The following is a 25,414-nucleotide window of genomic DNA, read 5'->3' as shown; positions in this document are numbered from 1 at the left end:
GCAGGTAAAGCGGGCTATGGGTCGTCAGCTAGAGACTGGTCGGCAATCAGGCTCGCACACAGTTGAACCGAGTACACCTGCAGAAAACAGGTCGGCTATCAGGCCGCCATCGCGAGCAGGCTCACTCCTACAGTTGGATTGAGTACACCTGCAGAAAACAGGTCGGCTATCAGGCCGCCTTCGCGAGCAGGCTCGCTCCCACAGTTGAATTGAGTACATCTGCAAAAAACAGGTCGGCTGTCAGGGCGTCATCGCGAGCAGGCTCACTCCCACAGAAGAGCAAGAGCAGACCGCTTCTGCTCCTCACCACTCAACAGGATGAGCGTTAGCTCGGCTGCAGCTTTTGATCTTAGAGCCCGTCGGCAGGCTGAGTGGAGGGATTGATCCGGGGGTGGGAGCGCAGCGACCGTTCGACGAAGTCGAACACATCGAGAGGAGGTGCAGCGAAGCAAACCGTAGGCGATGCCCCCGGATCGATCCCGGAGCGAAGGAACCCCGAGCCCCAGCGAGCGGGCCGAACGTCAGGGCAAAGACCTTTGGTTCCTTTGGGGCGTTTGCCAAAGGGACTCGCCGTAAGGGCGAAACCGCCAGCGGCAGCACCCACAAAAACGGATATTCACCCAAAACCCCAAGAACATGGTCGGCCCGAAGGCCGCCACGTCACAAAAGAATCAAGCGTCCTTACGCACCCGGAACCAAGCCGCATACAACGCCGGCAAAAACAACAGCGTCAGCGCAGTAGCAACAATCAACCCGCCCATGATCGCCACCGCCATCGGCCCAAAAAACACACTGCGCGACAACGGAATCATCGCCAGCACCGCCGCCAGCGCCGTCAACACAATCGGCCTGAAGCGTCGAACCGTAGCCTCGATAATCGCCTGCCAAGGCTTAAGCCCCGAAGCAATATCCTGCTCAATCTGATCCACCAGAATCACCGAGTTGCGCATGATCATCCCGGACAACGCAATCGTCCCCAACATCGCCACAAACCCGAACGGCTGACGGAACACCATCAAGAACAACGTCACCCCGATCAACCCCAACGGCGCCGTCAAAAACACCATCGCCGTGCGCGAAAAACTGCGCAACTGCACCATCAGCAACGTCAGCACCACGACAATAAACATCGGCACCCCGGCATTCACCGACTTCTGCCCACGCTCGGAATCCTCCACCGTGCCGCCGACATCCAACAGATAACCATCGGGCAATTCAGCACGAATAGAATCCAGCGTCGGCATGATCTGCTTCACCAGCGTCGCCGGCTGCTCCTTGCCATAAATATCGGCCCGCACGGTCACGTTCGGCAGGCGATTGCGGTGCCAGATAATCCCTTCCTCAAAGCCGTATTCCAGCGTGGCGATCTGCGACAACGCCACACTGCGGCCGTTATCCGTCGGCACCGCCAGACTCGGCAACAACGACAACTCGGTACGCTCATGCACCGTGCCGCGCAGCAGAATCTCGATCAACTCATTGTCTTCGCGGTACTGGCTGACACTCGACCCGGTCAACGAACTCTGCAGGAATTTCGCCAGATTGGCCGTGCTCACACCCAACGCCCGGGCACGATCCTGATCGATATTCAGGTACACGACCTTGCTCGGCTCTTCCCAATCCAGATGCACATTGACCACATGCGGATTCTCGCGAACCTTCGCTGCAACCTTGCGCGCCAACGCGCGGACTTCTTCGATGTGTTCACCGGTGACGCGGAACTGCACCGGATAACCCACCGGCGGACCGTTTTCCAGACGCGTAACCCGCGACCGCAGCGCCGGGAATTGCTCGTTAAGCGTTTCGATCAACCAGCTGCGCAACGCCTCACGCTCCTCGATGTTCTTCGCCAACACCACAAACTGCGCGAAGCTCGCCGCCGGCAATTGCTGATCGAGCGGCAGATAGAAACGCGGCGATCCGGTGCCAACATAGGCGACGTAATTGTCGATGCCGGCGTGATCCTTGAGCATCGCCTCAAGCCGTTTCACCTCACCGGTTGTATTGGCCAGAGAAGCGCCTTCAGCCAGTTTCAGATCGACCATCAATTCCAGTCGATTGGAAGCCGGGAAAAACTGCTGCGGAACGAAGCGGAACAACATCACCGACGCGATAAACAGCCCCACCGTCAGCACGATCACAGTCTTGCGGTGCGCCACGCACCACTCCACCAAGCGCCGAACGCGCTGATAGAACGGCGTGCCATACGGATCAGCCTGACCATCGGCGGTACCGTGTTTGGCCGCGTGAATTTTCGCCAGATCCGGCAGCAGCTTTTCCCCCAGATACGGCACGAACATCACGGCCGCCACCCACGAAGCAAGCAGCGCGATGGTCACCACCTGAAAGATCGAGCGGGTGTATTCGCCGGTACCGGATTGCGCCGTGGCAATCGGCAGAAATCCGGCGGCAGTAATCAATGTCCCGGTGAGCATCGGGAACGCGGTGCTGGTCCAGGCATAGCTCGCTGCGCGGATGCGATCAAAGCCCTGCTCCATTTTGATCGCCATCATTTCCACGGCAATGATCGCGTCGTCCACCAGCAAACCCAGCGCCAGCACCAACGCGCCAAGGGAAATCTTGTGCAGACCGATGCCGAGGTAATACATACAGGCGAAGGTCATCGCCAGCACCAACGGAATGGTCAGCGCCACCACCATGCCGGTACGCACGCCGAGGGAGAAGAAGCTCACCAGCAAGACAATCGCCAGCGCCTCGACCAGCACCTGGACGAACTCGCCGACCCCGGTTTTCACCGCCGCCGGTTGATCGGAAACCTTGCGTAATTGCATACCGGCCGGAAGGTTTTTCTGGATGCGCGAGAAATCGCCCTCCAGCGCTTTACCCAGCACCAGAATGTCACCGCCGTCCTTCATCGCCACCGCCAGACCAATCGCGTCTTCGCCCATGAAGCGCATGCGCGGCGCCGGTGGATCGTTGAAACCGCGACGCACATCGGCGACATCGGAGATGCGGAACGTACGATCGCCGACGCGGATCGGGAAGTTTTTTATCTCATCGACTGTCTGAAAATTCCCCGAGACCCGTAGTTGCAAGCGCTCGCTACCGGTTTCAAAGAACCCGGCGGTCGACACCGCGTTCTGCTCTTGCAGCGCTTGTTGCACCGCCGCCAGCGGCAAGCCGAGGGTCGCCAGCTTGACGTTGGACAGCTCGACCCAGATTTTCTCGTCCTGCAAACCGAGCAGGTCGACCTTGCCGACATCCTTGACTCGTTGCAGCTGGATCTGGATGCGATCGGCGTAATCCTTGAGCACCGCGTAATCGAAACCATCGCCGGTCAGCGCATAGATATTGCCGAACGTGGTGCCGAACTCATCGTTGAAAAACGGCCCCTGAATATCCGGCGGCAAGGTCTGACGAATATCACTGACCTTCTTGCGCACCTGATACCAGAGATCGGGGATTTGCTTGGAATGCATCGAGTCGCGGGCAATGAAGGTGACCTGCGATTCGCCGGGGCGCGAGAACGACACGATGCGTTCGTACTCACCGGTTTCCATCAGTTTCTTTTCAATGCGTTCGGTGACCTGCCGCGAGACTTCCTGCGCGGTCGCACCCGGCCAACGGGTTTGAATCACCATGGCCTTGAAGGTAAACGGCGGGTCTTCACTCTGGCCGAGTTTGGTGTAGGACAGCGCACCGACGATGGCCAGCAAAAGCATCAGGAACAGTACGATCTGGCGATTACGCAGCGCCCATTCGGAAAGGTTGAAGCGCATCGGGACTTACTCCTTGTCCGCCAGATTGACCACACGGTTGGAGCGATCCACCGGACGCACCTGCTGACCCTCGAGCAACACGTGAACGCCGGCGGCGACCACCCAGTCGCTGGCGTTCAGGCCTTCGAGCACCGGCACGGTTTTTTCGCCAAACGGGCCGACGCGCACCGGGGTTTTCTTCAAGGTGTTGTTGCCGTTGACGACCCAGACGTAGGTCGCGCCGTTTTCGGCGGTGAGCGCCGAGAGCGGCACCGACAGGGAAACGCTATCGGCCGATTGCACGAACACGCGGGCACTCTGGCCCAGTTCGGCCGGGACTTTGCCGCTGGTGAAGGAAATACGTGCAGCAAAGGTGCGTGAGCGTGGATCGGCGGCGGGTGACAGTTCGCGGATCTGCCCGGCAAAGCGCTGGTTCTGTTGCGTCCACAACTCAACAGTGACTGGCTGACCGACCTTGAAGCGCCCGAAGCTCTGCTCGGGCAGGCTGATCAACACTTCACGCTCGCCGTCGGTGGCGAGGGTAAACACCGTTTGCCCAGCGGCAACCACCTGACCGACTTCCACCGAACGCTTGGCCACCACGCCATCCTGCGGCGCACGCAGCACCGCGTAACTGGCCTGATTGGTCGATACGTTGAATTCGGCTTTGATTTGTTTAAGGCGGGCTTCACCGGAGCGGTAAAGGTTTTCGGCATTGTCGTAGGCCGAGCGGCTGACCATCTGCCGATCCATCAGGGTCTTGTAGCGATCACGCTCGGCACGCACCAGGTTGAGATTGGCTTCGGCGGCGGCGACCTGGGCACGGGTGGCTTCCAGTTGCAGGCGCACGTCCTGCGGATCGAGTTCGGCGAGTGGCTGATCAGCCTTCACGCGCTGACCTTCATCGACCAGTCGTCGGCTGACTTTGCCGCCAATGCGGAACGCCAGATCGGGTTCGTAGCGGGCGCGTACTTCGCCCGGATAACTTTCCATCGCCTGCGCCGACGGCTCTGGCTGCACCACCATGGCTGGTCGCACGGTGACTTGCGTCGCCTCTTCCTGACCACACGCTGACAAAAGGAACGCCAGACTTACTGGCAACGCGAGGGACAACGCATGGCGGAACATGGTGACGGACCTTTCGCTAATGGTGCTTGGAATAATTATACTGGCGGGTATGTTATTAATAGCAAACTCACCAGTCCAGTATTAAAAGCGAAGAATGTCGAACAATCTTTCAGCTCCAAACGGTCCGGGCCGCCCCAAGGATCTGGCCAAGCGCCAGGCAATCCTCGACGCGGCGAAAATTCTGTTTCTGAGTCATGGCTATGCCAACACCAGCATGGACGCGGTCGCCAGCGAGGCTGGCGTGTCGAAGCTGACGGTCTACAGCCATTTCAACGACAAGGAGACGCTGTTCTCCGCCGCCGTGGTGGCCAAATGCGAGGAGCAATTACCGCCATTGTTCTTCGAATTGCCCGAAGGCATTGCCGTGGAAAATGTGTTGCTGAACATTGCGCGCGGCTTTCATCACCTGATCAACAGTGATGAATCGGTGAATCTGCACCGATTGATCATGGCGCTGGGCAGTCAGGATCCGAAGCTGTCGCTGATCTTCTTCGAGGCGGGTCCGCAGCGCATGGTGCAAGGGATGGAGCGGTTGTTGACGCGCATTCACGAAACCGGCGCGCTGAGCATCGATCTGCCGCGCAATGCCGCCGAACATTTCTTCTGCCTGATCAAGGGTGCGGGGAATTTTCGGCTGTTGTATGGGTGCGGGGAGCCGTTGACTGAAGAGGCAGCGGAAAGCCATGTGCAGGAAGTTGTAGCGTTGTTTATGCGCGCCTATCGGCCTTGATTTCTGCGGTGTCGGCACTGACGCCATCGCTGGCAAGCCAGCTCCCACAAGGATTTGGGTGTGATCACAAATCGTGTACACACCACCAAACCCTGTGGGAGCTGGCTTGCCAGCGATGAGCGCGACTCGGTATCAAGCCTTGAGCGCTTTCTTCGGGTAGATGTCATAGCGGCTCGATTTGCCATCCAGCGCATGACTCGGCTTCGGCCCCTCAATGCACGGCGCCTTGCGTGGGCGCTTGACCACCACCCGGTGCGTCGCCAACGCCAGCGCAGCCTGCAACAGCGCCGGCGCGTCCGGATCATCGCCCACCAGCGGCCGGAACAGGCGCATTTCCTTTTTCACCAGCGCGGTCTTCTCGCGATGGGGAAACATCGGATCGAGATAAATCACCTGCGGCGGCTCACCTTGCCAGTTCTGCATGACTTCGATGGAGTTGCCCTTGAGCAATTTCATCCGCGCCACGATCGGCGCAACATCGAAATCTTCCGCCGCCCGCGCCAGACCATCCTCCAGCAAGGCGCCAATCAGCGGCTGGCGTTCGATCAGGCTCATTTCGCAACCGAGGCTGGCCAGCACAAACGCATCCTTGCCCAACCCTGCCGTGGCATCCAGCACGCGCGGGCGCACGCCTTGGGCGATGCCGACAGCCTTGGCGATCATCTGCCCGCTGCCGCCGCCGTATAGCCGACGATGCGCCGCGCCACCCTCAACAAAGTCGACCCGCACCGGCCCCGGTGCGTCCGGGCCGAGCTGTTGCAGTTGCAAACCCTGCTCGCCGACCTGCAAGGCAAACTCGCCGTCCGCCACTTCAAGCGGCAGGCCCAAGCGCTCGGCCCACTGCCCGGCTTGCGCTTCAAACGTCGGGCCGAGGGCCTGAACATGGATGCGGCAGGCCGCAGGTTGCTCGATCATGGAAAACACGCTCAAAAATTCAAGGATCGGCAAAAACCGCCGATAATTCATTCAACGCGCATTTTGCCAGAGCTGAGCGTCAACCGAAAAAAATGTCAGGCATTCTTCCCACATCGATTGGCTACATCTCGCCCCATGGCGACTTTAGCCGTCACAACACTCAAGCACTGAGCGGCGTCAGTCACCTGTGGCAGGATTTCTTTGCCCAGGCGATGGCCGAACAGACGAGTGAAGTGGTGCCTGCCTGCGGCACGTTTCCGCCGGTTGACCTGAGCAGCCCGGAAGAACCGACCATTGGCAGCGAGCTGCACGCGCACATCGTCAGCCAGCGCGAATGCGATGTGGTCGAAACCGAAGTGCGTCCGCCGGAGCCGCTGTTCCTGCCGATCGCCGAATTCGAAATGGACTTGCTGGACAAACCATTCCCGCCGTTCCCGCCGGAAGAACTGAAAGCTCAGCAAGAGCAACAGGATTTCGACAGCAGTTGGGTGCGCCCGGTGGTGATCAACAATGGTCAGCCCGTTCCAGAGCCAGGCCCGGCCCCGCAGAAGAAACCGCTGTACCTGCCGATTGCCGAGTTCGACCTCGACCTGATGCAGAAGCCTTACCCGCCGTTCCCGCCAGAAGAAATCGTCGAGCAACAGAAGGCGCTGGACTTTGATAATGGCTGGGCGCGCCCGATCGTTCTGCAAAACCTGCGCCTCGCCGCCTAAACCTCAGCGACACACACTCCAGCGCCCGACATCGACATGAAAATGATTACGATGGGCGGCGTTGTAATCCGGACTCAACACCACACTGAATGCCTCGCAGGCGCCATCGCGCAGCTGACGGAGAAACTGCGCGTCCTGATTTTGCTTGGGCCAGTCCTTGAGCACGCTGACCGTGCGGCCATCGGCCAGACGAAACCCGGCGATGTCCAGCGCATCAGCACTGGCATGACGGCTGAGCGCGCCGCTTTCGCGATTGTAGACATTGCGACAGGCGAAGCTGCCGAGGTGATCAACCCGCGCGACCTTTTGCCCGTAAACGGATTGAGCGGCGGGTTGCAGCGTGTGGTGTTCAAACATCGCGTAGGCCACCGCCAGCGGACAACTGGCCAGGAAGCTGCTGCTCAGCGCCTCCTCACCGCCCTGTACGCGCAACACGCCGATCAGTGGACACTTGGCGTCGGGGCTGTCGGATTGCCGCGTGACGCTCAGATCAGAGCTGCTCAAGGCCTGGGCGCAGCGTTCAGGGTCACTGCGCAAGCGCATCAGCTTGTAGCCGGTCAGCCAGTTGGGCGCAGCTTTGACGTCCAGTGGCGCCCATGGATTCCATGGCGGCGGCACGTCTAGCCAACCGCGCCAGACACTGACCGCAGCGCCGCCAATCATCAGCAGCACCAACCAGAATATCCACCGCCCCATGTTCAGCCTTTGAAAAACTGGTTGGCTTTGGCGTACGGCATCGAGTGCGAGGTAAAGCCGAACGTGCCGGATTGCTGGATCTCTTCAGCGGCACGGAAGAACTCGCCGAATGCCGCCAACGCCAACGCCGAGCCGGTGCTGATCCGCCGCACACCCATTTCTTGCAGCTCCTGCACGGTCAGTTTCAAACCGCCGGACATCAGCACGTTGACCGGTTTCGGTGCCACCGCGCGTACCACCGCCAGTACTTCTTCGGCGTTGCGCAAACCTGGCGCGTACAACACGTCGGCGCCCGCTTCGGCGAAGGCCTGCAAGCGGCGGATGGTGTCGTTGATATCAGGATTGCCGTGCAGGTAGTTTTCCGCGCGCGCCGTCAGGATGAACGGGAATGGCAGCGTGCGCACGGCGGCGACGGCGGCTTCGATGCGCGCCACTGCGTGTTCGAAGCAATAGATCGGCGCATCCGCGCGGCCCGTGGCGTCTTCGATCGAGCCACCGACGGCGCCCGCCTCGGCTGCGCGAAGCAGGCTTTTAGCGGCCTCGGCCGGGTCATCGGCGAAACCGTTTTCCAGATCCACCGCTACCGGCAAATCGGTGGCCGCGACAATCGCGCGGACATTGGCCAGGGTCTCGTCGAGACTTAAAGCACCATCGGCCTTGCCCTGAGAAAACGCATAACCGGCACTGGTCGTTGCCAACGCCTGATAGCCGAGGCTGGCGAGCATTTTCGCCGAACCGGCATCCCACGGATTGGGAATGACGAAAATCCCCGGACGTTCATGCAGGGCTTTGAAGGCGTGTGCTTTAACGGCTTGGGCATCCATCGGCAGGCTCCAGGGCAGGAAAAATCCGCTTCAGAGCAGGCCAAGTTGCTCCGCAGCGGGTTCTCTGTATAGCTCAGGCAGCGCTGGCAGGCCAGGCAAACGTTGCATCAGTTGTGCGTGAAAACGTTGCGCCAGCTTCGCTGCGAGGAGGTTGTCGGCGGTGTGCAGGAAGATGTACGGCGTGCGGCCCTCTTCGATCCACTCGGCGATTTTCGCCACCCACGGCACCAGGAACGGGTCGTTGGCTTCAAGCTCGGGATGGCCAATGAAGCGCACCTGCGGGAACTGGGTGAACGCCGCCGGGCGCGTCGGCACGCGTGGCTTTTTCGATTGTGCGTGGATTACCGAGGACTCGGTCGACAGGCAACTGAACAGCGCACGCGGATCGAGACAAATGCGTTCAACGCCACGGTCCAACAGCAGGCGATTGAGCAAGCGTTCGCTCTCGCCCTTGGCGAAGAATTGCTCATGCCGCACTTCCACCGCCAACGGGCAATCCAGCGCATCAATGAACGCCGCCAGTTCCGGCAGGCGATGCGGTGCGAAGCTTTTCGACAGTTGCAGCCACAGCGGCGAAACGCGTTCACCGAGCGGCTTGAGTAATTGCAGGAAGGTTTCGGCGGCGGTCAGTTGCTCGCGCAAGTCACCGCTGTGGCTGATGTCGCCGGGGAATTTGGCGGTGAAGCGAAAGTGCTCGGGCATGACCTCGGCCCAACGCTGCACCGTGGCGGGCGACGGGCTGGCATAAAAGGTCGTGTTGCCTTCAACGGCGTTGAACACTTGCGAATAGAGACTGAGGAAATCGGAGGTTTTGGCGTCTACCGGGTACAGATATTCGCGCCAGGCGTTTTCGCTCCAGGACGGACAACCGAGGTAGTAAGGCAGAACCATCAGATGTACAGATCGAGGCCCAGCACGTCTGCATCCCAATCAACAAAACCGGCGGTACTCAGGTAACTGGCCAAGGCCATCGCTACGCTCTTTTTCATCGCACGGTGATAGATCATGTCTTGCTGACGGGCAGGCAGATTGCTCAGGCGTTGGGCCGAGGCTTTGGCAGCGCGGGCGGCCAATTGCTCTTCAGTCGGAAATTCCAGCTCGCCGTCGATATCGTCGACGGATTCATCCAGCGCCACATTGCCTTTGCGAGGCTTGCGCTTGATGGGGTAGGACTGAGAGGAGAGGCCGTCTATACGCATAAATTCATGCTCGGTATCGATGATGGCAATTTAGCGGCACTTGACCGACTTAGCAAACCGCCGAGTGATAACTAGAACACATAAAGCGCAAAAGGTTTAAAGCGAGGGGTTAGAAACTGACGATTGGCTTCAGAAGATCAAAAGATCGCAGCCTTCGGCAGCTCTTACATTTGGAATGCGATCCTTGTAGGAGCTGCCGAAGGCTGCGATCTTTTTAAAGGCTCAACGAGCCTTGGGGGTGGCGACTTTGTCGCGCAGGTAAACCGGTTGCGCGTCATCCGCCGGAATCGACTCGCCGCGTTCCCAGGCAAAACGCGCCAGCGTCAGCAGGTCTTCGGCGTGGGGCAACATGCCGGCGTCGGAGCCGGTCAGCTCGACCGCGATACGCTCGCCATAACCCCAACCCGTGCCAGCACCAAACCAGTCGCCACTGGCATCGGCCGGCAGCGCGGCGACTTCCGGTGGCAACACCGCTTCGGCACCGACCAGACGCATCTCCCCCGCCGTCTCGCGGTAGCAGCCCCAATACACTTCATCCATCCGCGCATCGATGGCCGCCGCGACCTGGCTCACACCGTGTTCACGCAACGCGCGCTGGGCCAGCACGGCAAGGTTGGACACCGGCAGCACCGGGCGATCCAGCGCGAACGCCAAACCCTGCACCACACCGATGGCAATCCGCACCCCGGTAAACGCACCCGGCCCGCGACCGAATGCGATCGCATCGACCGCCTGCAACGTGGTGCCGGCGTCGGCCAGCAGTTGCTGGATCATCGGCAACAGCTTCTGCGCGTGCAGGCGCGGGATCACCTCGTAATGACTCGTGACCTTGCCGTCATGCAGCAAGGCAACGGAGCAAGCTTCAGTCGCGGTGTCCAGGGCCAGCAAGGTGCTCATCGATGTTTCCAAAACAGGGGTGGGGAAAAGTGCGTCAGTATAAACAACTACGGCCCGCAAGCGGGCCGTGGATGATGCAGCCGATCAGACTTTTCAGCTCAGCGCGGCCAGCACCTTGGTGGTGATCGCATCAACCGAACCAACGCCTTCGATGTGGCTGTACTTCGGCTTGCCGTTGGCAGCCGACAGCTTCTGGTAGAAATCCACCAGCGGCTTGGTCTGCGAGTGGTAGACCGACAGGCGATGACGCACGGTTTCTTCGGTGTCGTCCTTGCGCTGTACCAGCTCTTCGCCGGTGATGTCGTCTTTGCCAGCGATTTTCGGCGGGTTGTAGACGATGTGGTAAACGCGGCCGCTGGCTTCGTGAACACGACGGCCGGCGATGCGTTGAACGATTTCTTCGTCTTCAACAGCGATTTCAACCACAGCATCCAGCTCGACGCCGGCAGTCACCAGGGCTTCAGCCTGCGGAATGGTGCGCGGGAAGCCGTCGAACAGGAAGCCGTTGGCGCAGTCAGGCTGAGCGATACGGTCCTGAACCAGTGCGATGATCAGGTCATCCGACACCAGGCCGCCAGCATCCATGATGCTCTTGGCTTGCACGCCCAGCGGAGTACCGGCCTTGACCGCTGCACGCAGCATGTCGCCAGTGGAAATTTGTGGAATGCCGAATTTTTCGGTGATGAACTTAGCCTGAGTACCTTTACCGGCCCCGGGAGCTCCCAGCAGAATGACGCGCATTAGATGTGCTCCTCAATTTTTTTATAAAAAGCTTTTACAAAACAAAGGATTCGCCGCTTGGGACGAATCCTGAAAATACGGGTCGTGGCCGCACAAACGGCCAAAGGCTGATCAAGATACACAGCAGGCTGCGCCCACACAAGACGCCAAAAGTCGGAGAAACCGACGCCCCCCGCGACCTTGCGACGCGGTAACCCAAGTCGCAACCCCGTCATTAACTGTCGCCTGCCGGCACTTTCCGCCATCAGGCAAAGCGGCATCCGGTGCGTGTTCCGGGGGCCGCGTGCCCAGACAAAAACATTAGCCGGTATTTCGCAAACCAGCGGCAATCCCCGCCACAGACACCAGCAACGCCTGTTCTACCGGGCTGCCCTGCTCGACATCTTGCTGCCGCGAGCGGGCCAGCAGTTCGGCCTGCAATAGATGCAGCGGGTCGAGGTAGGTGTTGCGCAGCCGGATGAATTCAAGGGTATCCGGGCTATGTGCCAGCAGCTGCGACTGGCCAGTCAGGCCGAGCACCACGGCGCACGCCTGCGACAATAGGTCGCGTAACTGCGCGCCCAACGGCAGCAGATCCGGCTCGACCAGACGCTGATCGTAGGACAGCGCGATATCCGCGTCAGCCTTGGCCAGGACCATTTCCAGCATGTCGATGCGCGTACGGAAGAACGGCCACTGCTCGCGCATCTGCCCGAGCAACTCGCCTTCGCCGCGCTCCAGGGCTTTGCTCAGCGCCGACTCCCAACCCAGCCACGCCGGCAGCATCAGCCGCGTTTGTGTCCAGCCAAAGATCCACGGGATCGCCCGCAGACTTTCGATACCGCCCGCGCGACGTTTGGCCGGGCGACTGCCCAGTGGCAAACGCCCCAACTCCTGCTCCGGCGTGGATTGGCGGAAGTACTCGACGAATTGCGGGTTTTCCCGCACCACCTGGCGATAAGCGCTGACACCGTCCGCCGCCAATTCATCCATCAGATGGCGCCATTCCGGTGTCGGTGGTGGTGGCGGCAGCAATGTCGCTTCAAGCACCGCCGCCAGATACAGATTGAGGTTTTGCTCGGCGATGTCCGGCAGGCCGAATTTGAATCGAATCATTTCCCCCTGCTCGGTGGTGCGGAACCGCCCCGCCACCGATCCCGGTGGCTGCGACAGAATCGCCGCGTGCGCCGGTCCACCGCCACGTCCTACTGTGCCGCCACGACCGTGGAACAGCAGCAATTCGACTTGTTGCTCGCGGCAGATCTCCACCAAGCGTTCCTGTGCACGATATTGCGCCCAGGCCGCTGCGGTGGTGCCGGCGTCCTTGGCCGAATCGGAATAGCCGATCATCACTTCCTGCGGGCCTTGCAGCCGTGCGCGGTAACCTGGCAGCAGCAACAGCCGCTCCATCACCGGCCCGGCGTTATCGAGGTCAGCGAGGGTTTCGAACAGCGGCACCACACGCATCGGCCGCAACACGCCGGACTCTTTGAGCAGCAGTTGCACGGCGAGCACGTCGGAAGCGGCGCCGGCCATGGAGATCACGTAGGAGCCGAGCGAAGCGCCCGGGGCTGCGGCAATTTCCTTGCAGGTGTTGAGCACTTCGGCGGTGTCGGCCGACGGCTTGAAATGCGCCGGCAGCAATGGCCGACGATTGCTCAATTCGCGGGTCAGGAAGCTGATGCGCTGCTCTTCGTCCCAGTCTTCATAGCGACCGAGGCCAAGGTAATCGGTGATTTCGGTCATCGCCGAACTGTGGCGCGACGAGTCTTGGCGCACATCGAGGCGAACGAGGAACAGGCCAAAAGTCACCGCACGACGCAGACAATCAAGCAGCGGGCCATCGGCGATCACACCCATGCCACATTCGTGCAGCGAGTTGAAACAAAGCTCCAGTGGATCGAGCAGATCGCGGTTGTTGTGCAACACATCGGCCGGAGCAGGCGTCGGTGCGGTCAGCGCGGCGTGTGCCCAGTTGCGCGTCGCGCGCAGGCGTTCGCGCAGTTGTTTGAGCACCGCACGGTACGGTTCGGCGCTGTCACCGGCCTTGGCTTTGAGGGCATCGCTGGCCTGTTGCATCGACAGTTCAGCCGCGAGGTGATCGACATCGCGCAGGTACAAATCGGCGGCCATCCAGCGCGCCAGCAGCAACACTTCGCGGGTCACTGCGGCGGTGACGTTGGGGTTGCCGTCACGGTCGCCGCCCATCCACGACGCGAAGCGAATCGGTGCTGCCTCCAATGGCAGACGCAGGCCGGTCGCTTCGAACAAGGCCTTGTCGGCCTTGCGCATATGGTTGGGGATCGCTTGCCACAGCGAATGCTCGATCACTGCGAAACCCCATTTGGCTTCATCGACTGGCGTCGGGCGCGTGCGGCGGATTTCTTCGGTGTGCCAGGCTTCGGCAATCAACCGTTGCAGGGTGTTTTGGATCTGTTCGCGTTCGGCTGTGGTCAAGTCGCGATGGTCTTGCGCGGCGAGTTGCCCGGCGATCGCGTCGTACTTCTGGATCAGCGTGCGCCGCGCGACTTCGGTCGGGTGCGCGGTCAGCACCAGTTCAATTTCCAGTCGCGCCAGTTGCCGCGCCAGCGACTCGGCGCTGTGGCCTTCGTTGCGCAAACGCGCGAGCAATTCCGGCAGCACGCGGGATTCGAACGGCGCCGGCTGCGACTCTTCGCGCCGATGGATCAACTGATACTGCTCGGCGATGTTCGCCAGGTTGAGAAACTGGTTGAACGCCCGCGCCACCGGGAGCAATTCGTCTTCGCTCAATTGATTGAGGCTGGCGCTCAGTTCTGCGTCCATCGAGCCACGCCGGTCGGCCTTGGCGCCCTTGCGAATCTGCTCGATCTTGTCGAGAAACGCCTCGCCGTACTGATCTCGAATGGTGTTGCCCAGCAGCTCTCCGAGCAGGTGAACGTCTTCGCGCAAGCGTGCATCAATATCGGTCATCAGCAATTCCCCAGCAGTAATCCGGACGGCTTAGAAACGAGTGCATGACCTAGAGAGTGCCGCTCTACGGCGCTTCTTACAAGCAGCCGACGAAGGGACGTTAAACCTTGCGGGCGAAAGCTAGTCTCAACAGTAAGCCGTACAACGGCTTGCCGCCGGCGCTGCCGGACACTCACCCAGGCCTGCCATGAGCAGGCGCGAAATGAGGTCATCATGAAAATTCGTGAACTCGCCCAGCATTGGGAAGAAAACGCCAAGGGTCGCCTGACCGACACTGGCTACACGATCCATCTGGACGTCGAAGCCGCTGCGCGTCTGGCAGCGATTGCCGAGATGTACCCCAAACGACATGCCGAAGAACTGCTCGGCGAACTGATCGGCGCAGCCCTCGAAGAGTTTGAAGCGAGCCTGCCGTATGTGAAGGGTTCGACGGTAGTGGCGACCGATGAGGAAGGTGATCCGTTGTATGAGGATGTTGGGCCGACGCCGCGGTTTCTGGCGTTGTCGCGCCGGCATTTGCATGACCTCTCGGCCGCTGCCGGCAAGCAAAAACACTGATCCGACATTGCGTTAACCCTGTGGGAGCTGGCTTGCCAGCGATGGCGTCAGTTCAGTCACCGATGTGTTGAATCTGATGGCCCCATCGCTGGCAAGCCAGCTCCCACAGGGAATGTATTTTTCCTCCAGCACTACGTTTTTTTCCCCGCGCGTACCGCTTCATCTCGTCAAAGTTCCCGCTTTAGAGCCTTGTCCATTCGGTCAAAGTTTTTTTTGGCGATAGGCCATCTTTTCTGAACTTTTGAAAAATCCCGCCGGTCGGAACCTGTAACCACGCCTGGAACGAGCGTTTCAAAAACGCGCTTTCACACGTCGCTTGCGGCTCCTCGACCAGGATGGATTCAGATGTATTCAGGAGATGCCTAATGGAGTTGAAGACCATGAAAAACCAAACCACATTTGCACACTTGCGCGGTCTGAAACTGGCCGCTCTGGCCATCGGCACCAGCTTCGTGCTGGCCGGTTGCGCCGGTAACCCACCGACCGAGCAATACGCCGTGACCCAATCGGCCGTGAACAGCGCAGTCAGCGCCGGCGGTACCGAGTTCGCTGCGGTTGAGATGAAGCAAGCGCAGGACAAACTCAAACAAGCCGAAATCGCCATGCACGACAAGAAGTATGACGAGGCTCGCACCCTGTCCGAGCAAGCCGAGTGGGACGCTCGCGTCGCCGAACGCAAGGCTCAGGCAGCGAAGGCTGAACAAGCCGTGAAGGATTCCCAGAAAGGTGTTCAGGAACTGCGTCAGGAAAGTCAGCGCACCGTGCAGTAAGCGCGCATCCCGATCGCAACGCTGAAACTTTATCGATAGAAAGGACGAAAAATTATGCGTAAGCAACTGATGATCCCAGCTCTTCTGGCCGCAAGCGTCGCTCTGGCTGCCTGCTCTACCCCGCCTAACCCGAACCTGGAACAGGCGCGCACCAACTACGCCGGCCTGCAAGCCAACCCACAAGCGAGCAAAGTCGCGGCACTGGAAACCAAAGACGCCAGTGACTACCTGGACAAGGCCGACAAGGCGTATATGGACAAGCAAGACGCCGCCAAGGTCGACCAACTGGCCTACCTGACCAACCAGCGTGTGGAAGTGGCCAAGCAGACCATCGCCCTGCGCACCGCTGAAAACAATCTGAAGAACGCTGCCGCCCAACGTGCCCAGGCGCGTCTGGATGCGCGTGATCAGCAGATCAAACAGCTGCAGGACAGCCTGAACGCCAAGCAGACCGATCGCGGTACGCTGGTGACTTTCGGTGACGTGCTGTTCGCCACCGACCGTGCCGACCTGAAATCCAGCGGTCTGGTTAACATCAACAAACTGGCACAGTTCCTTCAGGAAAACCCGGATCGCAAAGTGATCGTCGAGGGTTACACCGACAGCACCGGTACCGCCAGCCACAACCAGTCGCTGTCCGAGCGTCGCGCCAACTCCGTGCGTACCGCACTGGTGAAAATGGGCGTTGATCCAGCGCGTATCGTCACCCAAGGCTACGGCAAGGAATACCCGGTTGCCGAGAACGGCAGCGTCTCCGGCCGTGCGATGAACCGTCGTGTGGAAGTAACCATTTCCAACGACAACCAGCCAGTGATGCCACGTTCGGCGGTCAGCTCGAACTAAGCGCCCTGCTGTAACGCAAAAGCCCCGCCTGAGTGATCAGGCGGGGCTTTTTTGTGCGGGCTGAAATCGCGCCCCCTCACCCCAGCCCTCTCCCGAGGGAGAGGGAGCTGATTTATGGCGCTTTCAGAACTTGTGTTCGACACGATGGATCAGGCCGGGCTTTTTTGTGTGGGCTGAAATCGCAGCCCCTCACCCCAGCCCTCTCCCGAGGGAGAGGGAGCTGATTTATGGCGCTTTCAGAATTTGTGTTCGACACGATGGATCAGGCGGGGCTTTTTTGCGGGGGCGGAAATCGCAGCCCCTCACCCCAGCCCTCTCCCGAGGGAGAGGGGGCCGATTTATGGCGTTTTCCAAATTTGCGTTCAACTCGGCGGGTCAGGTCGGCGTATAGCGAAAGAACACCCCCGGTCAGTCCCCTCTCCCTCTGGGAGAGGGTTAGGGTGAGGGCTGAACCTGCAGAATCACTCCTCCAGCTTCTGCGGGGTCTCTTCACCCATGCAGCGCACAGCTTTTTTCTGCGCGTTGATCAACACGCCGGTCAGGCCTTTCTGCTCGGTGTCGAACAACACCAGCACGCCATCGATGCACTGCGCGACTTGCGGTGCAGGCTGAAGCGAAATCTTGTAATCCTCACCCGGCACCGTCTTGAGCATGGTGAATTCATTGAGCAGCAACGCATCCTCGGGTTTGGCGAAATGCAGGTAGCCGTAGTACCACAGCGCCCCGACGGTGCCGAGGATGCTGCAGATACCGGTGATGATCAGCGGGATGGCGTTACGTTCTTCACTCATTGCGGACTCTCATCTTCAGAATTCGGGGGTTGCGGATAATTGGGGATTTCGCCGAGGCGGCGCAGGCCGTTGAAATGCTCGGGGTCGTCAAGGTAGCGCAGCATGACTTGGCGCCAGACCGGGTCGCCGAAGGTCTGCACATGACCGCCGCGGGTCAGTTGCAGCACGCGCGGTGGCGGCGCAGCTTGATACAGACGGATGCCGTTGGACAGCGGCACCAGTGGATCGTCGATGCTGTGGAAGATCAGTTTTGGCACGCCGTTGAGTTGCGGCATCGAGTTGATTGCACTGTCACCATCCGGCACCAGCCACGACAACGGCACCTGGAATGGCCAGGTCAGCCAAGAAGTGCTCAGCGCATACTGGCCGACGCTGCGGTAACTGGCGGGCACGCCGTCGAGCACAAAGGCCTTGAGCTGTTTTTGCCGCTCGGGATGCTGCACCAGCCAATGCACCGCCATCGAACCGCCGAGGCTTTGTCCGAGCAGGATCAGCGGCTTGCCTTTGACTTCCGGCGCTTTGTCCAGCCAGGCGAACGCGGCATCGATGTCCTGATAGATCGCCGGCAGGCTCGGTTTGCCCTCGGACAAGCCATAACCGCGATAGTCGACCAACAGCACTTGATAGCCGTTTTTCGGCAGCCACCAACTGCCACCCAAGTGCATCGGCAGATTGCCGCCGTTGCCGTGCAAATGCAGGACGGTACCTTTGACCTCGACTCCGGATTTGGCCGGCAGCCACCAGGCATTGAGCTTCAAGCCATCCGCCGTGACCAGCGTGACGGTGCGGTATTCGAGCTTGGCTTTTTCCGGGGTAAAGATCTGGCCCGGCTCGGGGTAGAACAACAGCGAACTGCAACCGCCGAGGGTCAGGAGCAGGCAGAAGATGCCGAGGATTCTCATCCGGTGAAACCTCGCAAAAGAAATTGGCAAACAAACGATTCAGAGAAAAACATATAACCCTGTGGGAGCTGGCTTGCCAGCGATGGCGGTGGGTCAGCCAACATCAATATTGACTGACAGAATGCAATCGCTGGCAAGCCAGCTCCCACAGGGGATTGTGTTCGGGCTAGAGGATATTGGAGTAATCCGCTTCGATCCGGTCCAGGCTCAAATGATTGAGGAAGTTGGAGAAGCACATCCACGCCGACAACGCGTTCAAATCACGGAACTGGTCCGGCAGGTATTTCGGCGGCACCACCAACCCTTCATCCACCAGCTGACGCAAGGTCCGCATGTCTTCCAGCGTGGTCTTGCCACAAAACAACAACGGAATTTGCTCAAGTTTGCCCTTACGCACGGCCAACTGAATGTAGTTGTAAACCATGATAAAGCCCTTGAGGTAGGACAAGTCTTTGGTGAATGGCAGACCGGTCGGCGTCGATCCACGGAAAACGCGACTGGCGTTGCCGTAACTTTCCGCCATCTCGAAGCCCTGCTCGCGGAAGAACTCGAAGATCTGCAAGAAGTCCGCGCCCTCCTCGACCATATGAATGGCACGGGTACGGTTGGTCAGTTTGCGCAGACGACTCGGGTAAGAGGCAAAGGTGATGATTTCCATGAGGATCGCCAGGCCTTCCTGGGTCACCGTCGACGACGGCGGGCCTTTGGACAGGAAGGTGCAGATCGGCTGGTTCAAACCGTTGAGCGTAGTGCCGACGTGCACCAGGCCTTCGTGAACTTCCAGCGCACGTACGTCGCGGTCGTTGAACAACGCATCGGTGCGGATCTTGATGTAGTCAGCGCCTGCCGCTGCGTCGGCAACAATGCCGTCGGACTCGAATACGCGGATGGTTTCCTCAGCCTCGCCAAAAACCTTGTTCAGACGAGTCTGCAGCAGGTGCACGGCGTCCTTGGCGGTGAGGATTTTCGGCTCGTCCTTCAGGTCGCCACGGCCGTCGATATTGTTCAGGTAGTCGGACATCATCAAGCCGAGGTCGGCCAGGGTCGGGTCGCCGGCGTGGAAGGCATCGGAGGCGGCACCATACAGCTCTTGCGAGATCAGGCCGAAATCCTCGGTGCCGCGCGCTTCGAGCATGCGCACCACCATGCGGTATTCCTTGCACATGCGCCGCATGATCTGCCCGACCGGGTTGAACTGGCCGAGCTGGCGGGTGATGTCGCGCTCGATGTTCTGGAATTCCAGTTTGACCTTGCTCGAATCGAAGGTCAGCGGCCGGTTGAGGTAGTAGTCGCGATCAACGGCGGGCATCTCCTTGCCCTTGGCCTTGAGAAAGCCCTTGCGCACGTTCTCGTCCCACTTGACCGCGTCGAGTACGCGGATCGGCGTCTGCGCCAGCACAATGCGATCGGACAACATGCGTATCGTCTGCTGGTAATCGTCCACCCGAAACTCCTGTAGAAAACCTGACGTAATGAATTATTGGGCGCGCGCCTGGCGCTGGTAGCGCACGGCTTCAACGAAGACATCGGAATTGGCCGGATCGTCGAGGTAAGCAAAGACCTTGTCGAGGCTACTGTCGACGTGCACGCCGGCGCCATCGTCGGTCTGGAAGGCCTGACCGTCGAGGGCTTTTTGCTTGATCGCTTGATTGATCTGCTCGAGATCGAGGTTGTAGACCACCAGTTCGTGTTTGTCGGTGAGTTCGAAACCGGCGATGGTGAAGTGGCCACCGTACTGCGCCGGGACTTTCGCCGACAGATACCAGCGGTTGCCATGGCGCGACACGGTGAACGGATAGGCTTCGCGTTCGCGGGGCTTGGCCTTGAAATACGTGACCGCCTGATAGCGGTCGTTGCCCAGGCGCGTCAGCTCAAGGTTCATCGGCTCGCCCCAGGCGTTGGTGCTCGACCATTTACCGAGCAAGCCCTTGGGCGCCGGGTCACTGGCGGTCAGCGGCTCCTTGAAGGTCACCAGACAGCCACTGAGCAGCAGGAACGACAAGGCGATCAGCACGCCACGCCAGGCTTTCATTCAATACTCCCTATGAATCTGAAACACCTTTCCCCTGTAGGAGCTGCCGAAGGCTGCGATCTTTTGATCTTGGTCTCTAAAAGCAAGATCAAAAGATCGCAGCCTTCGGCAGCTCCTACATTGGGATCGGCGTCAGGCGGCAACGATTGCGTTACACCGACGCAAGCACCAGGTGCATATACCGCGTCAGAATGCCGAGCATGTCCTCTTCGGCCAAAGGCTCGGCGTCGTTGAGCAGGCCCTGATATTCCATCCGTCCGATAATCGCCGTCAACACCTTGGCATCCTGTTGCGGTTCACGCGAGCCCAATACCTGAAACAACTGGCAAGTGCCCTGCAACAGAATCTGCTGATGCGAACGCACCAGAATCGCCAGGCGCGGGTTGAGCAGCGCCTCCTGACGGAATGCCTGCTCAGCCATCAAATGCTCGCGGCGGTTAACCAATTGCCGATGCACGTAGTCGGCCATCAACCGCGCAATGTCGTCAGCCAATTGCGAGCGCGACTCCGGGCTGCCGTCGCCACTGACGACCATGTCACGCAACAGCCCTTCATTGTTGATCCACAACTTGGCCATGTACGCCGCGCTGCGTTCAACGTATTGGGCGAAGGTATCGGTGAGCAGGTCATCGATGTCCTTGAAGTAGTAGGTGGTCGCCGACAGCGGCACGCCGGCCTCGGCGGCCACTGCGCGGTGGCGCACGGCACGTACGCCGTCACGCACGACAATACGCATCGCTGCATCGAGAATGTCCTGTCGACGCTGCTCACTGCCCTGTCGGCTGGCCTTGCGACCCTGGTACTGAACACTTTCAGCGACCGCAGTGGCGATACCCGCTGCACCCTCTTGAGCTATTGCACCCATCACGACAGAACTTCCTCTGCTATTGCAAAATTAACCAATTGATACATTTGTACCAGACAGGCAATAAAAAGCCGCCTGTTTTAGGCGGCTTTTTAACTGAAACGTTTACGCTTGCGGTCGCATGTGCGGGAACAGGATCACATCGCGGATCGACGGCGAGTTGGTCAGCAACATCACCAGACGGTCGATGCCGATACCTTCACCGGCCGTTGGCGGCATGCCGTACTCCAGCGCGCGCACGAAGTCGGCGTCGTAGTGCATGGCTTCGTCGTCGCCGGCGTCCTTGTCGGCCACCTGCGCCATGAAGCGCTCGGCCTGGTCTTCCGCGTCGTTCAACTCGGAGTAGGCGTTGGCGATTTCACGGCCACCGATGAACAGCTCGAAACGGTCGGTGACGTTCGGGTTGTCGTCGTTGCGACGGGCCAGCGGCGACACTTCGAACGGGTACTGAGTGATGAAGTGCGGCTGTTCCAGCTTGTGCTCGACCAGTTCTTCGAAAATCATCACCTGCAGCTTGCCCAGACCTTCGAAGCCCAGCACCTTGGCGCCGGCCTTCTTGGCGATGGCGCGGGCCTTGTCGATGTCGTTCAGATCATCGGCAGTCAGCTCAGGGTTGTACTTGAGGATGGAGTCGAACACCGACAGACGCACGAACGGCTCGCCGAAGTGGAACACCTTGTCGCCGTACGGCACGTCGGTGCTGCCCAGCACTAGCTGCGCCAGTTCGCGGAACAGTTCTTCGGTCAGGTCCATGTTGTCTTCGTAGTCGGCGTAAGCCTGGTAGAACTCCAACATGGTGAATTCTGGGTTGTGACGAGTCGAAACGCCTTCGTTACGGAAGTTGCGGTTGATCTCGAAGACCTTTTCAAAACCACCGACCACCAGACGCTTCAGATACAGCTCTGGCGCGATACGCAGGAACATTTCCATGTCCAGCGCGTTGTGGTGGGTTTCGAACGGCTTGGCTGCGGCGCCGCCAGGAATGGTCTGCAGCATCGGCGTTTCGACTTCGAGGAAGTCGCGCTTCATCAGGAAGCTGCGGATGTGCGCGATCACTTGCGAACGTACGCGGAAGGTCTGACGCACGTCTTCGTTGACGATCAGGTCAACGTAGCGCTGGCGGTAGCGCTGTTCGGTGTCGGTCAGGCCGTGGTGCTTGTCCGGCAGCGGACGCAGCGATTTGGTCAGCAGACGCACGCTGGTCATTTCAACGTACAGGTCGCCCTTGCCGGAACGCGCCAGGGTGCCTTCGGCGGCAATGATGTCGCCCATGTCCCAGGTTTTCACCGCGGCCAGGGTGTCTTCCGACAGGGTTTTACGGTTGACGTAGACCTGGATGCGACCGGTCATGTCCTGGATCACCATGAACGAGCCACGGTTGAGCATGATGCGACCGGCAACCTTGACCGGGATTGCAGCCTCTGCCAGCTCTTCCTTGGTCTTGTCCGCGTATTTCTTCTGCAGATCTTCGCAGTAGTTTTCGCGGCGGAAGTCGTTCGGGAAGGCGTTGCCCTTGGCGCGCTCGGCAGCCAGCTTTTCCTTGCGCAGCGCGATCAGGGAGTTTTCTTCCTGTTGCAGGGCTTGCGGGTCGAGTTGTTGGTCGCTCATGTCTTTAGATATTCCATCAGGTTCGTTGCCCCCGGGCCTTGCGGCCCGGGGATCGCCAGCAGGCTGGCTCCTACAGGGATCGCGTTGCATCAGCGATCCTGTGTGCGTCTTTTACAGCCCCGATTTCAGGCTGGCTTCCAGGTATTCGTCGATATCGCCGTCGAGCACCTTGTCGCAGTCGCTGCGTTCGATGTTGGTGCGCAGATCCTTGATCCGCGACGCATCAAGCACGTACGAGCGAATCTGGTGACCCCAGCCGATGTCGGACTTGGTGTCTTCCAGCGCTTGCGACGCGGCGTTGCGTTTCTGCATTTCCTGCTCGTACAACTTGGCCCGCAGCATTTTCATGGCGGTGTCCTTGTTGGCGTGCTGGGAACGTTCGTTCTGGCAGCTGACCACGGTGTTGGTCGGTACGTGAGTGATACGTACGGCCGAGTCGGTGGTGTTTACGTGCTGACCACCGGCACCGGAGGAACGATAGGTGTCGATCCGCAGGTCTGCCGGGTTGATTTCGATTTCCACCTTGTCATCGATCTCTGGCGAGACGAAAACCGCGGAGAACGAGGTGTGACGACGGTTGCCGGAGTCGAACGGGCTCTTGCGCACCAGACGGTGCACACCGATCTCGGTACGCAACCAGCCAAAGGCGTATTCGCCCTTGATGTGCACGGTCGCGCCTTTGATACCGGCGACTTCACCGGCCGACAGTTCCATGATGGTCGCGTCGAAACCGCGTTTATCCGCCCAGCGCAGGTACATGCGCAGGAGGATGTTGGCCCAGTCCTGGGCTTCGGTGCCGCCGGAACCGGCCTGGATGTCCAGGTAGGCGTTGTTCGGGTCCATTTCATGGCTGAACATGCGGCGGAATTCCAGCTTGGCCAGATTTTCCTCGAGACGGGCCAGCTCGGCGACGACATCGCCCACTGCGCCTTCGTCGTTTTCTTCGACGGCCATGTCCAGCAGGTCGCGGCAATCGGCCAGACCGGCGTTCAGTTCGTCGAGGGTATCGACGATCTGTGCCAGCGCGGCGCGCTCGCGGCCCAGTTCCTGGGCATACTCAGGTTTGTTCCAGACGCTCGGATCTTCAAGCTCGCGATTGACTTCAGTCAGACGCTCATGCTTTTGATCGTAGTCAAAGATACCCCCGAATAGTTTCGGAGCGCTCGGACAGGTCCTTGATGGTGTTCAGGATCGGGTTGATTTCCATGACGGGCAGCACTCGTTGGCGAACTTTTGAAAGCCGGCGAGTATAACGTAATCAGGCTGTGACGGCAGCCCGTCTGGCGGGTGCTGGGGATCATTAAACCCTTGTGCCCTCACCCTAACCCTCTCCCAGAGGTAGAGGGGACCGATTGGGGGATATTCGGGAGGTACACCGACGTGAAACGTCTTAGCCGAATCCATGATCGCCACGCTTACAGATCCATAATCGCCGAGGTCTTTCAGGTCGATGCAGAACCCAAGACACCTCGGTCGGCCCCCTCTCCCTCCGGGAGAGGGATGGGGTGAGGGTCAGCCGCTACTCGATTCCGACCTGATTACGCCCACTGTTCTTCGCCAGATACAACCCACGATCCGCCGCCGAAATCAGCAACCGGCAATCACTACCCGCCTGCGGCACCATGGTCGCCAGGCCAATACTGATCGTCAGGCTCGCCCCTTCCGCCGGGGTGTTGTGCGGAATTTTCAGCGAAGCCACGGTCTGGCGCAGTTTCTCCGCCACCAGCCGCGCGCCGCCCGGCGAGGTGTTCGGCAGCACCAGCACAAACTCCTCACCGCCATAACGCGCTGGCAGATCCGAAGGTCGGGCGCTGGCCTCGCGGATCGCCGTGGCGACCTTGCGCAGCGCTTCGTCGCCTTCAACATGGCCAAAGCTGTCGTTGTAGGACTTGAAGTAATCGACATCGATCATCAACAACGACAGCTGGCTCTGATCGCGCAGCGAACGCCGCCACTCCAGTTCCAGGTACTCGTCGAAGTGGCGGCGGTTGGACAGCCCGGTCAGGCCATCGGAATTCATCAGCCGTTGCAGCACCAGATTGGTATCGAGCAATTGCTGCTGGCTGACGCGCAACGCACGGTACGCGGCATCGCGTTGCAGCAGCGTCATGTACGAGCGCGAGTGATAGCGGATTCGCGCCACCAGCTCGATGGTGTCCGGCAGTTTCACCAGATAATCGTTGGCGCCGGCGGAGAACGCCGCGCTCTTGATCAGCGGGTCTTCCTTGGTCGACAGGACGATGATCGGGATGTCCTTGGTCGCCGGGTGATTGCGGTATTCGCGCACCAGGCTCAGGCCATCGAGGCCGGGCATCACCAGATCCTGCAGAATCACCGTCGGCTTGATCCGCACGGCCTGCGCGATGGCCTGCTGCGGGTCGGAGCAGAAGTGAAAGTCGATGTTTTCCTGATTCGACAGCCCACGGCGCACCGCTTCGCCGATCATCGCCTGATCGTCCACCAACAACACCATGGCGGCGTTTTCGTCGGTTTTAATGTCGTCGATCTGTAAGTCATTCATGGGCGGTCACCTGTGTACTGCGGGGGCCAGG

General features: G+C 59.9%; 23 protein-coding genes. 5 read left to right on the top strand and 18 right to left on the bottom strand.

Going from position 1 to position 25,414, the window contains the following annotated elements:
• Window positions 1-671 precede the first annotated feature (671 nt).
• A complete protein-coding gene (locus M5G26_RS01430; RefSeq protein WP_273914263.1) occupies window positions 672-3,740 on the bottom strand; it encodes an efflux RND transporter permease subunit in 3,069 nt (1,022 codons plus the stop codon).
• Between the two features lie 6 nt (window positions 3,741-3,746).
• On the bottom strand, window positions 3,747-4,847 hold the full coding sequence (locus M5G26_RS01425; protein ID WP_134176926.1) for an efflux RND transporter periplasmic adaptor subunit: 1,101 nt from the start codon (window positions 4,845-4,847) through the stop codon (window positions 3,747-3,749).
• 94 nt (window positions 4,848-4,941) lie between these two features.
• On the opposite strand from M5G26_RS01425, the gene M5G26_RS01420 reads away from it, so the two are divergent.
• Entirely contained in the window at window positions 4,942-5,577 is a 636-nt protein-coding gene (locus M5G26_RS01420) for a TetR/AcrR family transcriptional regulator (RefSeq protein ID WP_095119312.1), read from the top strand.
• A 132-nt stretch (window positions 5,578-5,709) separates the two neighbouring features.
• Here the strand turns inward: M5G26_RS01420 and M5G26_RS01415 are convergent, their stop codons facing one another.
• Window positions 5,710-6,492: a class I SAM-dependent methyltransferase gene (locus M5G26_RS01415; protein ID WP_134176927.1), complete on the bottom strand. Its 783-nt coding sequence runs from the start codon at window positions 6,490-6,492 to the stop codon at window positions 5,710-5,712.
• 92 nt (window positions 6,493-6,584) lie between these two features.
• Here M5G26_RS01415 and M5G26_RS01410 point away from each other — a divergent pair, with 92 nt between their 5' ends.
• Window positions 6,585-7,205, top strand: a complete 621-nt coding sequence (locus M5G26_RS01410; protein ID WP_102900554.1) for an energy transducer TonB — start codon at window positions 6,585-6,587, stop codon at window positions 7,203-7,205.
• Between the two features lie 3 nt (window positions 7,206-7,208).
• Here M5G26_RS01410 and M5G26_RS01405 read toward each other — a convergent pair whose 3' ends face one another.
• From M5G26_RS01405 to ppc, 7 genes are all read right to left on the bottom strand, one after another.
• Entirely contained in the window at window positions 7,209-7,901 is a 693-nt protein-coding gene (locus M5G26_RS01405; RefSeq protein ID WP_273914261.1) for an extensin-like domain-containing protein, read from the bottom strand.
• Between the two features lie 2 nt (window positions 7,902-7,903).
• On the bottom strand, window positions 7,904-8,725 hold the full coding sequence (locus M5G26_RS01400) for an isocitrate lyase/PEP mutase family protein (RefSeq protein WP_273914260.1): 822 nt from the start codon (window positions 8,723-8,725) through the stop codon (window positions 7,904-7,906).
• Window positions 8,726-8,755: 30 nt separating this feature from the next.
• Complete coding sequence (locus tag M5G26_RS01395) at window positions 8,756-9,616, bottom strand: DUF72 domain-containing protein (RefSeq protein WP_273914259.1); 861 nt, start codon at window positions 9,614-9,616, stop codon at window positions 8,756-8,758.
• Window positions 9,616-9,924, bottom strand: a complete 309-nt coding sequence (locus M5G26_RS01390; protein ID WP_007908889.1) for a hypothetical protein — start codon at window positions 9,922-9,924, stop codon at window positions 9,616-9,618. Before M5G26_RS01390 ends, M5G26_RS01395 begins: the two co-directional genes overlap by 1 nt.
• Window positions 9,925-10,146: 222 nt before the next feature.
• Window positions 10,147-10,821: a tRNA (adenosine(37)-N6)-threonylcarbamoyltransferase complex dimerization subunit type 1 TsaB gene (gene tsaB, locus M5G26_RS01385; protein WP_123374582.1), complete on the bottom strand. Its 675-nt coding sequence runs from the start codon at window positions 10,819-10,821 to the stop codon at window positions 10,147-10,149.
• Window positions 10,822-10,914: 93 nt separating this feature from the next.
• Window positions 10,915-11,562: an adenylate kinase gene (adk, locus tag M5G26_RS01380; protein ID WP_134176932.1), complete on the bottom strand. Its 648-nt coding sequence runs from the start codon at window positions 11,560-11,562 to the stop codon at window positions 10,915-10,917.
• A 300-nt stretch (window positions 11,563-11,862) separates the two neighbouring features.
• Complete coding sequence (gene ppc / locus M5G26_RS01375; protein ID WP_273914258.1) at window positions 11,863-14,493, bottom strand: phosphoenolpyruvate carboxylase; 2,631 nt, start codon at window positions 14,491-14,493, stop codon at window positions 11,863-11,865.
• Between the two features lie 213 nt (window positions 14,494-14,706).
• On the opposite strand from ppc, the gene M5G26_RS01370 reads away from it, so the two are divergent.
• The 3 genes from M5G26_RS01370 to M5G26_RS01360 all read left to right on the top strand — a co-directional run bounded on the left by M5G26_RS01370 (window position 14,707) and on the right by M5G26_RS01360 (window position 16,664).
• A complete protein-coding gene (locus M5G26_RS01370) occupies window positions 14,707-15,051 on the top strand; it encodes a hypothetical protein (protein ID WP_008078374.1) in 345 nt (114 codons plus the stop codon).
• A gap of 365 nt (window positions 15,052-15,416) precedes the next feature.
• Complete coding sequence (locus M5G26_RS01365) at window positions 15,417-15,821, top strand: DUF4398 domain-containing protein (protein WP_016983303.1); 405 nt, start codon at window positions 15,417-15,419, stop codon at window positions 15,819-15,821.
• 54 nt (window positions 15,822-15,875) lie between these two features.
• A complete protein-coding gene (locus M5G26_RS01360) occupies window positions 15,876-16,664 on the top strand; it encodes an OmpA family protein (protein WP_273914257.1) in 789 nt (262 codons plus the stop codon).
• Between the two features lie 461 nt (window positions 16,665-17,125).
• Here M5G26_RS01360 and M5G26_RS01355 read toward each other — a convergent pair whose 3' ends face one another.
• From M5G26_RS01355 to M5G26_RS01320, 8 genes are all read right to left on the bottom strand, one after another.
• A complete protein-coding gene (locus M5G26_RS01355; RefSeq protein WP_273914256.1) occupies window positions 17,126-17,455 on the bottom strand; it encodes a hypothetical protein in 330 nt (109 codons plus the stop codon).
• Entirely contained in the window at window positions 17,452-18,357 is a 906-nt protein-coding gene (locus M5G26_RS01350; protein ID WP_273914255.1) for an alpha/beta hydrolase, read from the bottom strand. The genes M5G26_RS01355 and M5G26_RS01350 overlap by 4 nt, the downstream gene beginning before the upstream one ends.
• Window positions 18,358-18,523: 166 nt before the next feature.
• On the bottom strand, window positions 18,524-19,774 hold the full coding sequence (locus M5G26_RS01345) for a flavohemoglobin expression-modulating QEGLA motif protein (protein ID WP_191625110.1): 1,251 nt from the start codon (window positions 19,772-19,774) through the stop codon (window positions 18,524-18,526).
• A 60-nt stretch (window positions 19,775-19,834) separates the two neighbouring features.
• Window positions 19,835-20,389 carry a hypothetical protein gene (locus M5G26_RS01340; protein WP_150691954.1) on the bottom strand — a complete coding sequence of 185 codons (555 nt, stop codon included), beginning with the start codon at window positions 20,387-20,389 and terminating at the stop codon, window positions 19,835-19,837.
• Between the two features lie 151 nt (window positions 20,390-20,540).
• Window positions 20,541-21,254, bottom strand: a complete 714-nt coding sequence (locus M5G26_RS01335) for a TetR/AcrR family transcriptional regulator (RefSeq protein WP_016983549.1) — start codon at window positions 21,252-21,254, stop codon at window positions 20,541-20,543.
• 105 nt (window positions 21,255-21,359) lie between these two features.
• Window positions 21,360-22,862 (bottom strand): lysine--tRNA ligase, encoded by a 1,503-nt coding sequence (gene lysS / locus M5G26_RS01330; RefSeq protein WP_007908910.1) that lies wholly within the window; start codon window positions 22,860-22,862, stop codon window positions 21,360-21,362.
• A 111-nt stretch (window positions 22,863-22,973) separates the two neighbouring features.
• Window positions 22,974-24,069, bottom strand: a protein-coding gene (prfB, locus tag M5G26_RS01325; protein WP_104995687.1) for a peptide chain release factor 2 whose coding sequence is annotated in 2 segments (ribosomal slippage) — window positions 22,974-23,996 and window positions 23,998-24,069 — 1,095 coding nt in all. Because the reading frame shifts where the segments join, the coding sequence is not laid out codon by codon here.
• A gap of 312 nt (window positions 24,070-24,381) precedes the next feature.
• Complete coding sequence (locus tag M5G26_RS01320; protein ID WP_095126472.1) at window positions 24,382-25,383, bottom strand: response regulator; 1,002 nt, start codon at window positions 25,381-25,383, stop codon at window positions 24,382-24,384.
• Window positions 25,384-25,414: the final 31 nt, after the last annotated feature.

This window comes from Pseudomonas sp. TNT2022 ID642 (assembly GCF_028656995.1).
GTDB lineage: Bacteria > Pseudomonadota > Gammaproteobacteria > Pseudomonadales > Pseudomonadaceae > Aquipseudomonas.
This window is presented reverse-complemented; position numbering and strand designations above follow the sequence as displayed.

Excerpts from the sequence above, each read along its gene's own strand:
- M5G26_RS01430 (WP_273914263.1), bottom strand. The coding sequence starts at position 3,740 with ATGCGCTTCAACCTTTCCGAATGGGCGCTGCGTAATCGCCAGATCGTA.
- M5G26_RS01425 (WP_134176926.1), bottom strand. The coding sequence starts at position 4,847 with ATGTTCCGCCATGCGTTGTCCCTCGCGTTGCCAGTAAGTCTGGCGTTC.
- M5G26_RS01420 (WP_095119312.1), top strand. The coding sequence starts at position 4,942 with ATGTCGAACAATCTTTCAGCTCCAAACGGTCCGGGCCGCCCCAAGGAT.
- M5G26_RS01415 (WP_134176927.1), bottom strand. The coding sequence starts at position 6,492 with ATGATCGAGCAACCTGCGGCCTGCCGCATCCATGTTCAGGCCCTCGGC.
- M5G26_RS01410 (WP_102900554.1), top strand. The coding sequence starts at position 6,585 with ATGTCAGGCATTCTTCCCACATCGATTGGCTACATCTCGCCCCATGGC.
- M5G26_RS01405 (WP_273914261.1), bottom strand. The coding sequence starts at position 7,901 with ATGGGGCGGTGGATATTCTGGTTGGTGCTGCTGATGATTGGCGGCGCT.
- M5G26_RS01400 (WP_273914260.1), bottom strand. The coding sequence starts at position 8,725 with ATGGATGCCCAAGCCGTTAAAGCACACGCCTTCAAAGCCCTGCATGAA.
- M5G26_RS01395 (WP_273914259.1), bottom strand. The coding sequence starts at position 9,616 with ATGGTTCTGCCTTACTACCTCGGTTGTCCGTCCTGGAGCGAAAACGCC.
- M5G26_RS01390 (WP_007908889.1), bottom strand. The coding sequence starts at position 9,924 with ATGCGTATAGACGGCCTCTCCTCTCAGTCCTACCCCATCAAGCGCAAG.
- tsaB (WP_123374582.1), bottom strand. The coding sequence starts at position 10,821 with ATGAGCACCTTGCTGGCCCTGGACACCGCGACTGAAGCTTGCTCCGTT.
- adk (WP_134176932.1), bottom strand. The coding sequence starts at position 11,562 with ATGCGCGTCATTCTGCTGGGAGCTCCCGGGGCCGGTAAAGGTACTCAG.
- ppc (WP_273914258.1), bottom strand. The coding sequence starts at position 14,493 with ATGACCGATATTGATGCACGCTTGCGCGAAGACGTTCACCTGCTCGGA.
- M5G26_RS01370 (WP_008078374.1), top strand. The coding sequence starts at position 14,707 with ATGAAAATTCGTGAACTCGCCCAGCATTGGGAAGAAAACGCCAAGGGT.
- M5G26_RS01365 (WP_016983303.1), top strand. The coding sequence starts at position 15,417 with ATGGAGTTGAAGACCATGAAAAACCAAACCACATTTGCACACTTGCGC.
- M5G26_RS01360 (WP_273914257.1), top strand. The coding sequence starts at position 15,876 with ATGCGTAAGCAACTGATGATCCCAGCTCTTCTGGCCGCAAGCGTCGCT.
- M5G26_RS01355 (WP_273914256.1), bottom strand. The coding sequence starts at position 17,455 with ATGAGTGAAGAACGTAACGCCATCCCGCTGATCATCACCGGTATCTGC.
- M5G26_RS01350 (WP_273914255.1), bottom strand. The coding sequence starts at position 18,357 with ATGAGAATCCTCGGCATCTTCTGCCTGCTCCTGACCCTCGGCGGTTGC.
- M5G26_RS01345 (WP_191625110.1), bottom strand. The coding sequence starts at position 19,774 with ATGTTGTCCGATCGCATTGTGCTGGCGCAGACGCCGATCCGCGTACTC.
- M5G26_RS01340 (WP_150691954.1), bottom strand. The coding sequence starts at position 20,389 with ATGAAAGCCTGGCGTGGCGTGCTGATCGCCTTGTCGTTCCTGCTGCTC.
- M5G26_RS01335 (WP_016983549.1), bottom strand. The coding sequence starts at position 21,254 with ATGGGTGCAATAGCTCAAGAGGGTGCAGCGGGTATCGCCACTGCGGTC.
- lysS (WP_007908910.1), bottom strand. The coding sequence starts at position 22,862 with ATGAGCGACCAACAACTCGACCCGCAAGCCCTGCAACAGGAAGAAAAC.
- M5G26_RS01320 (WP_095126472.1), bottom strand. The coding sequence starts at position 25,383 with ATGAATGACTTACAGATCGACGACATTAAAACCGACGAAAACGCCGCC.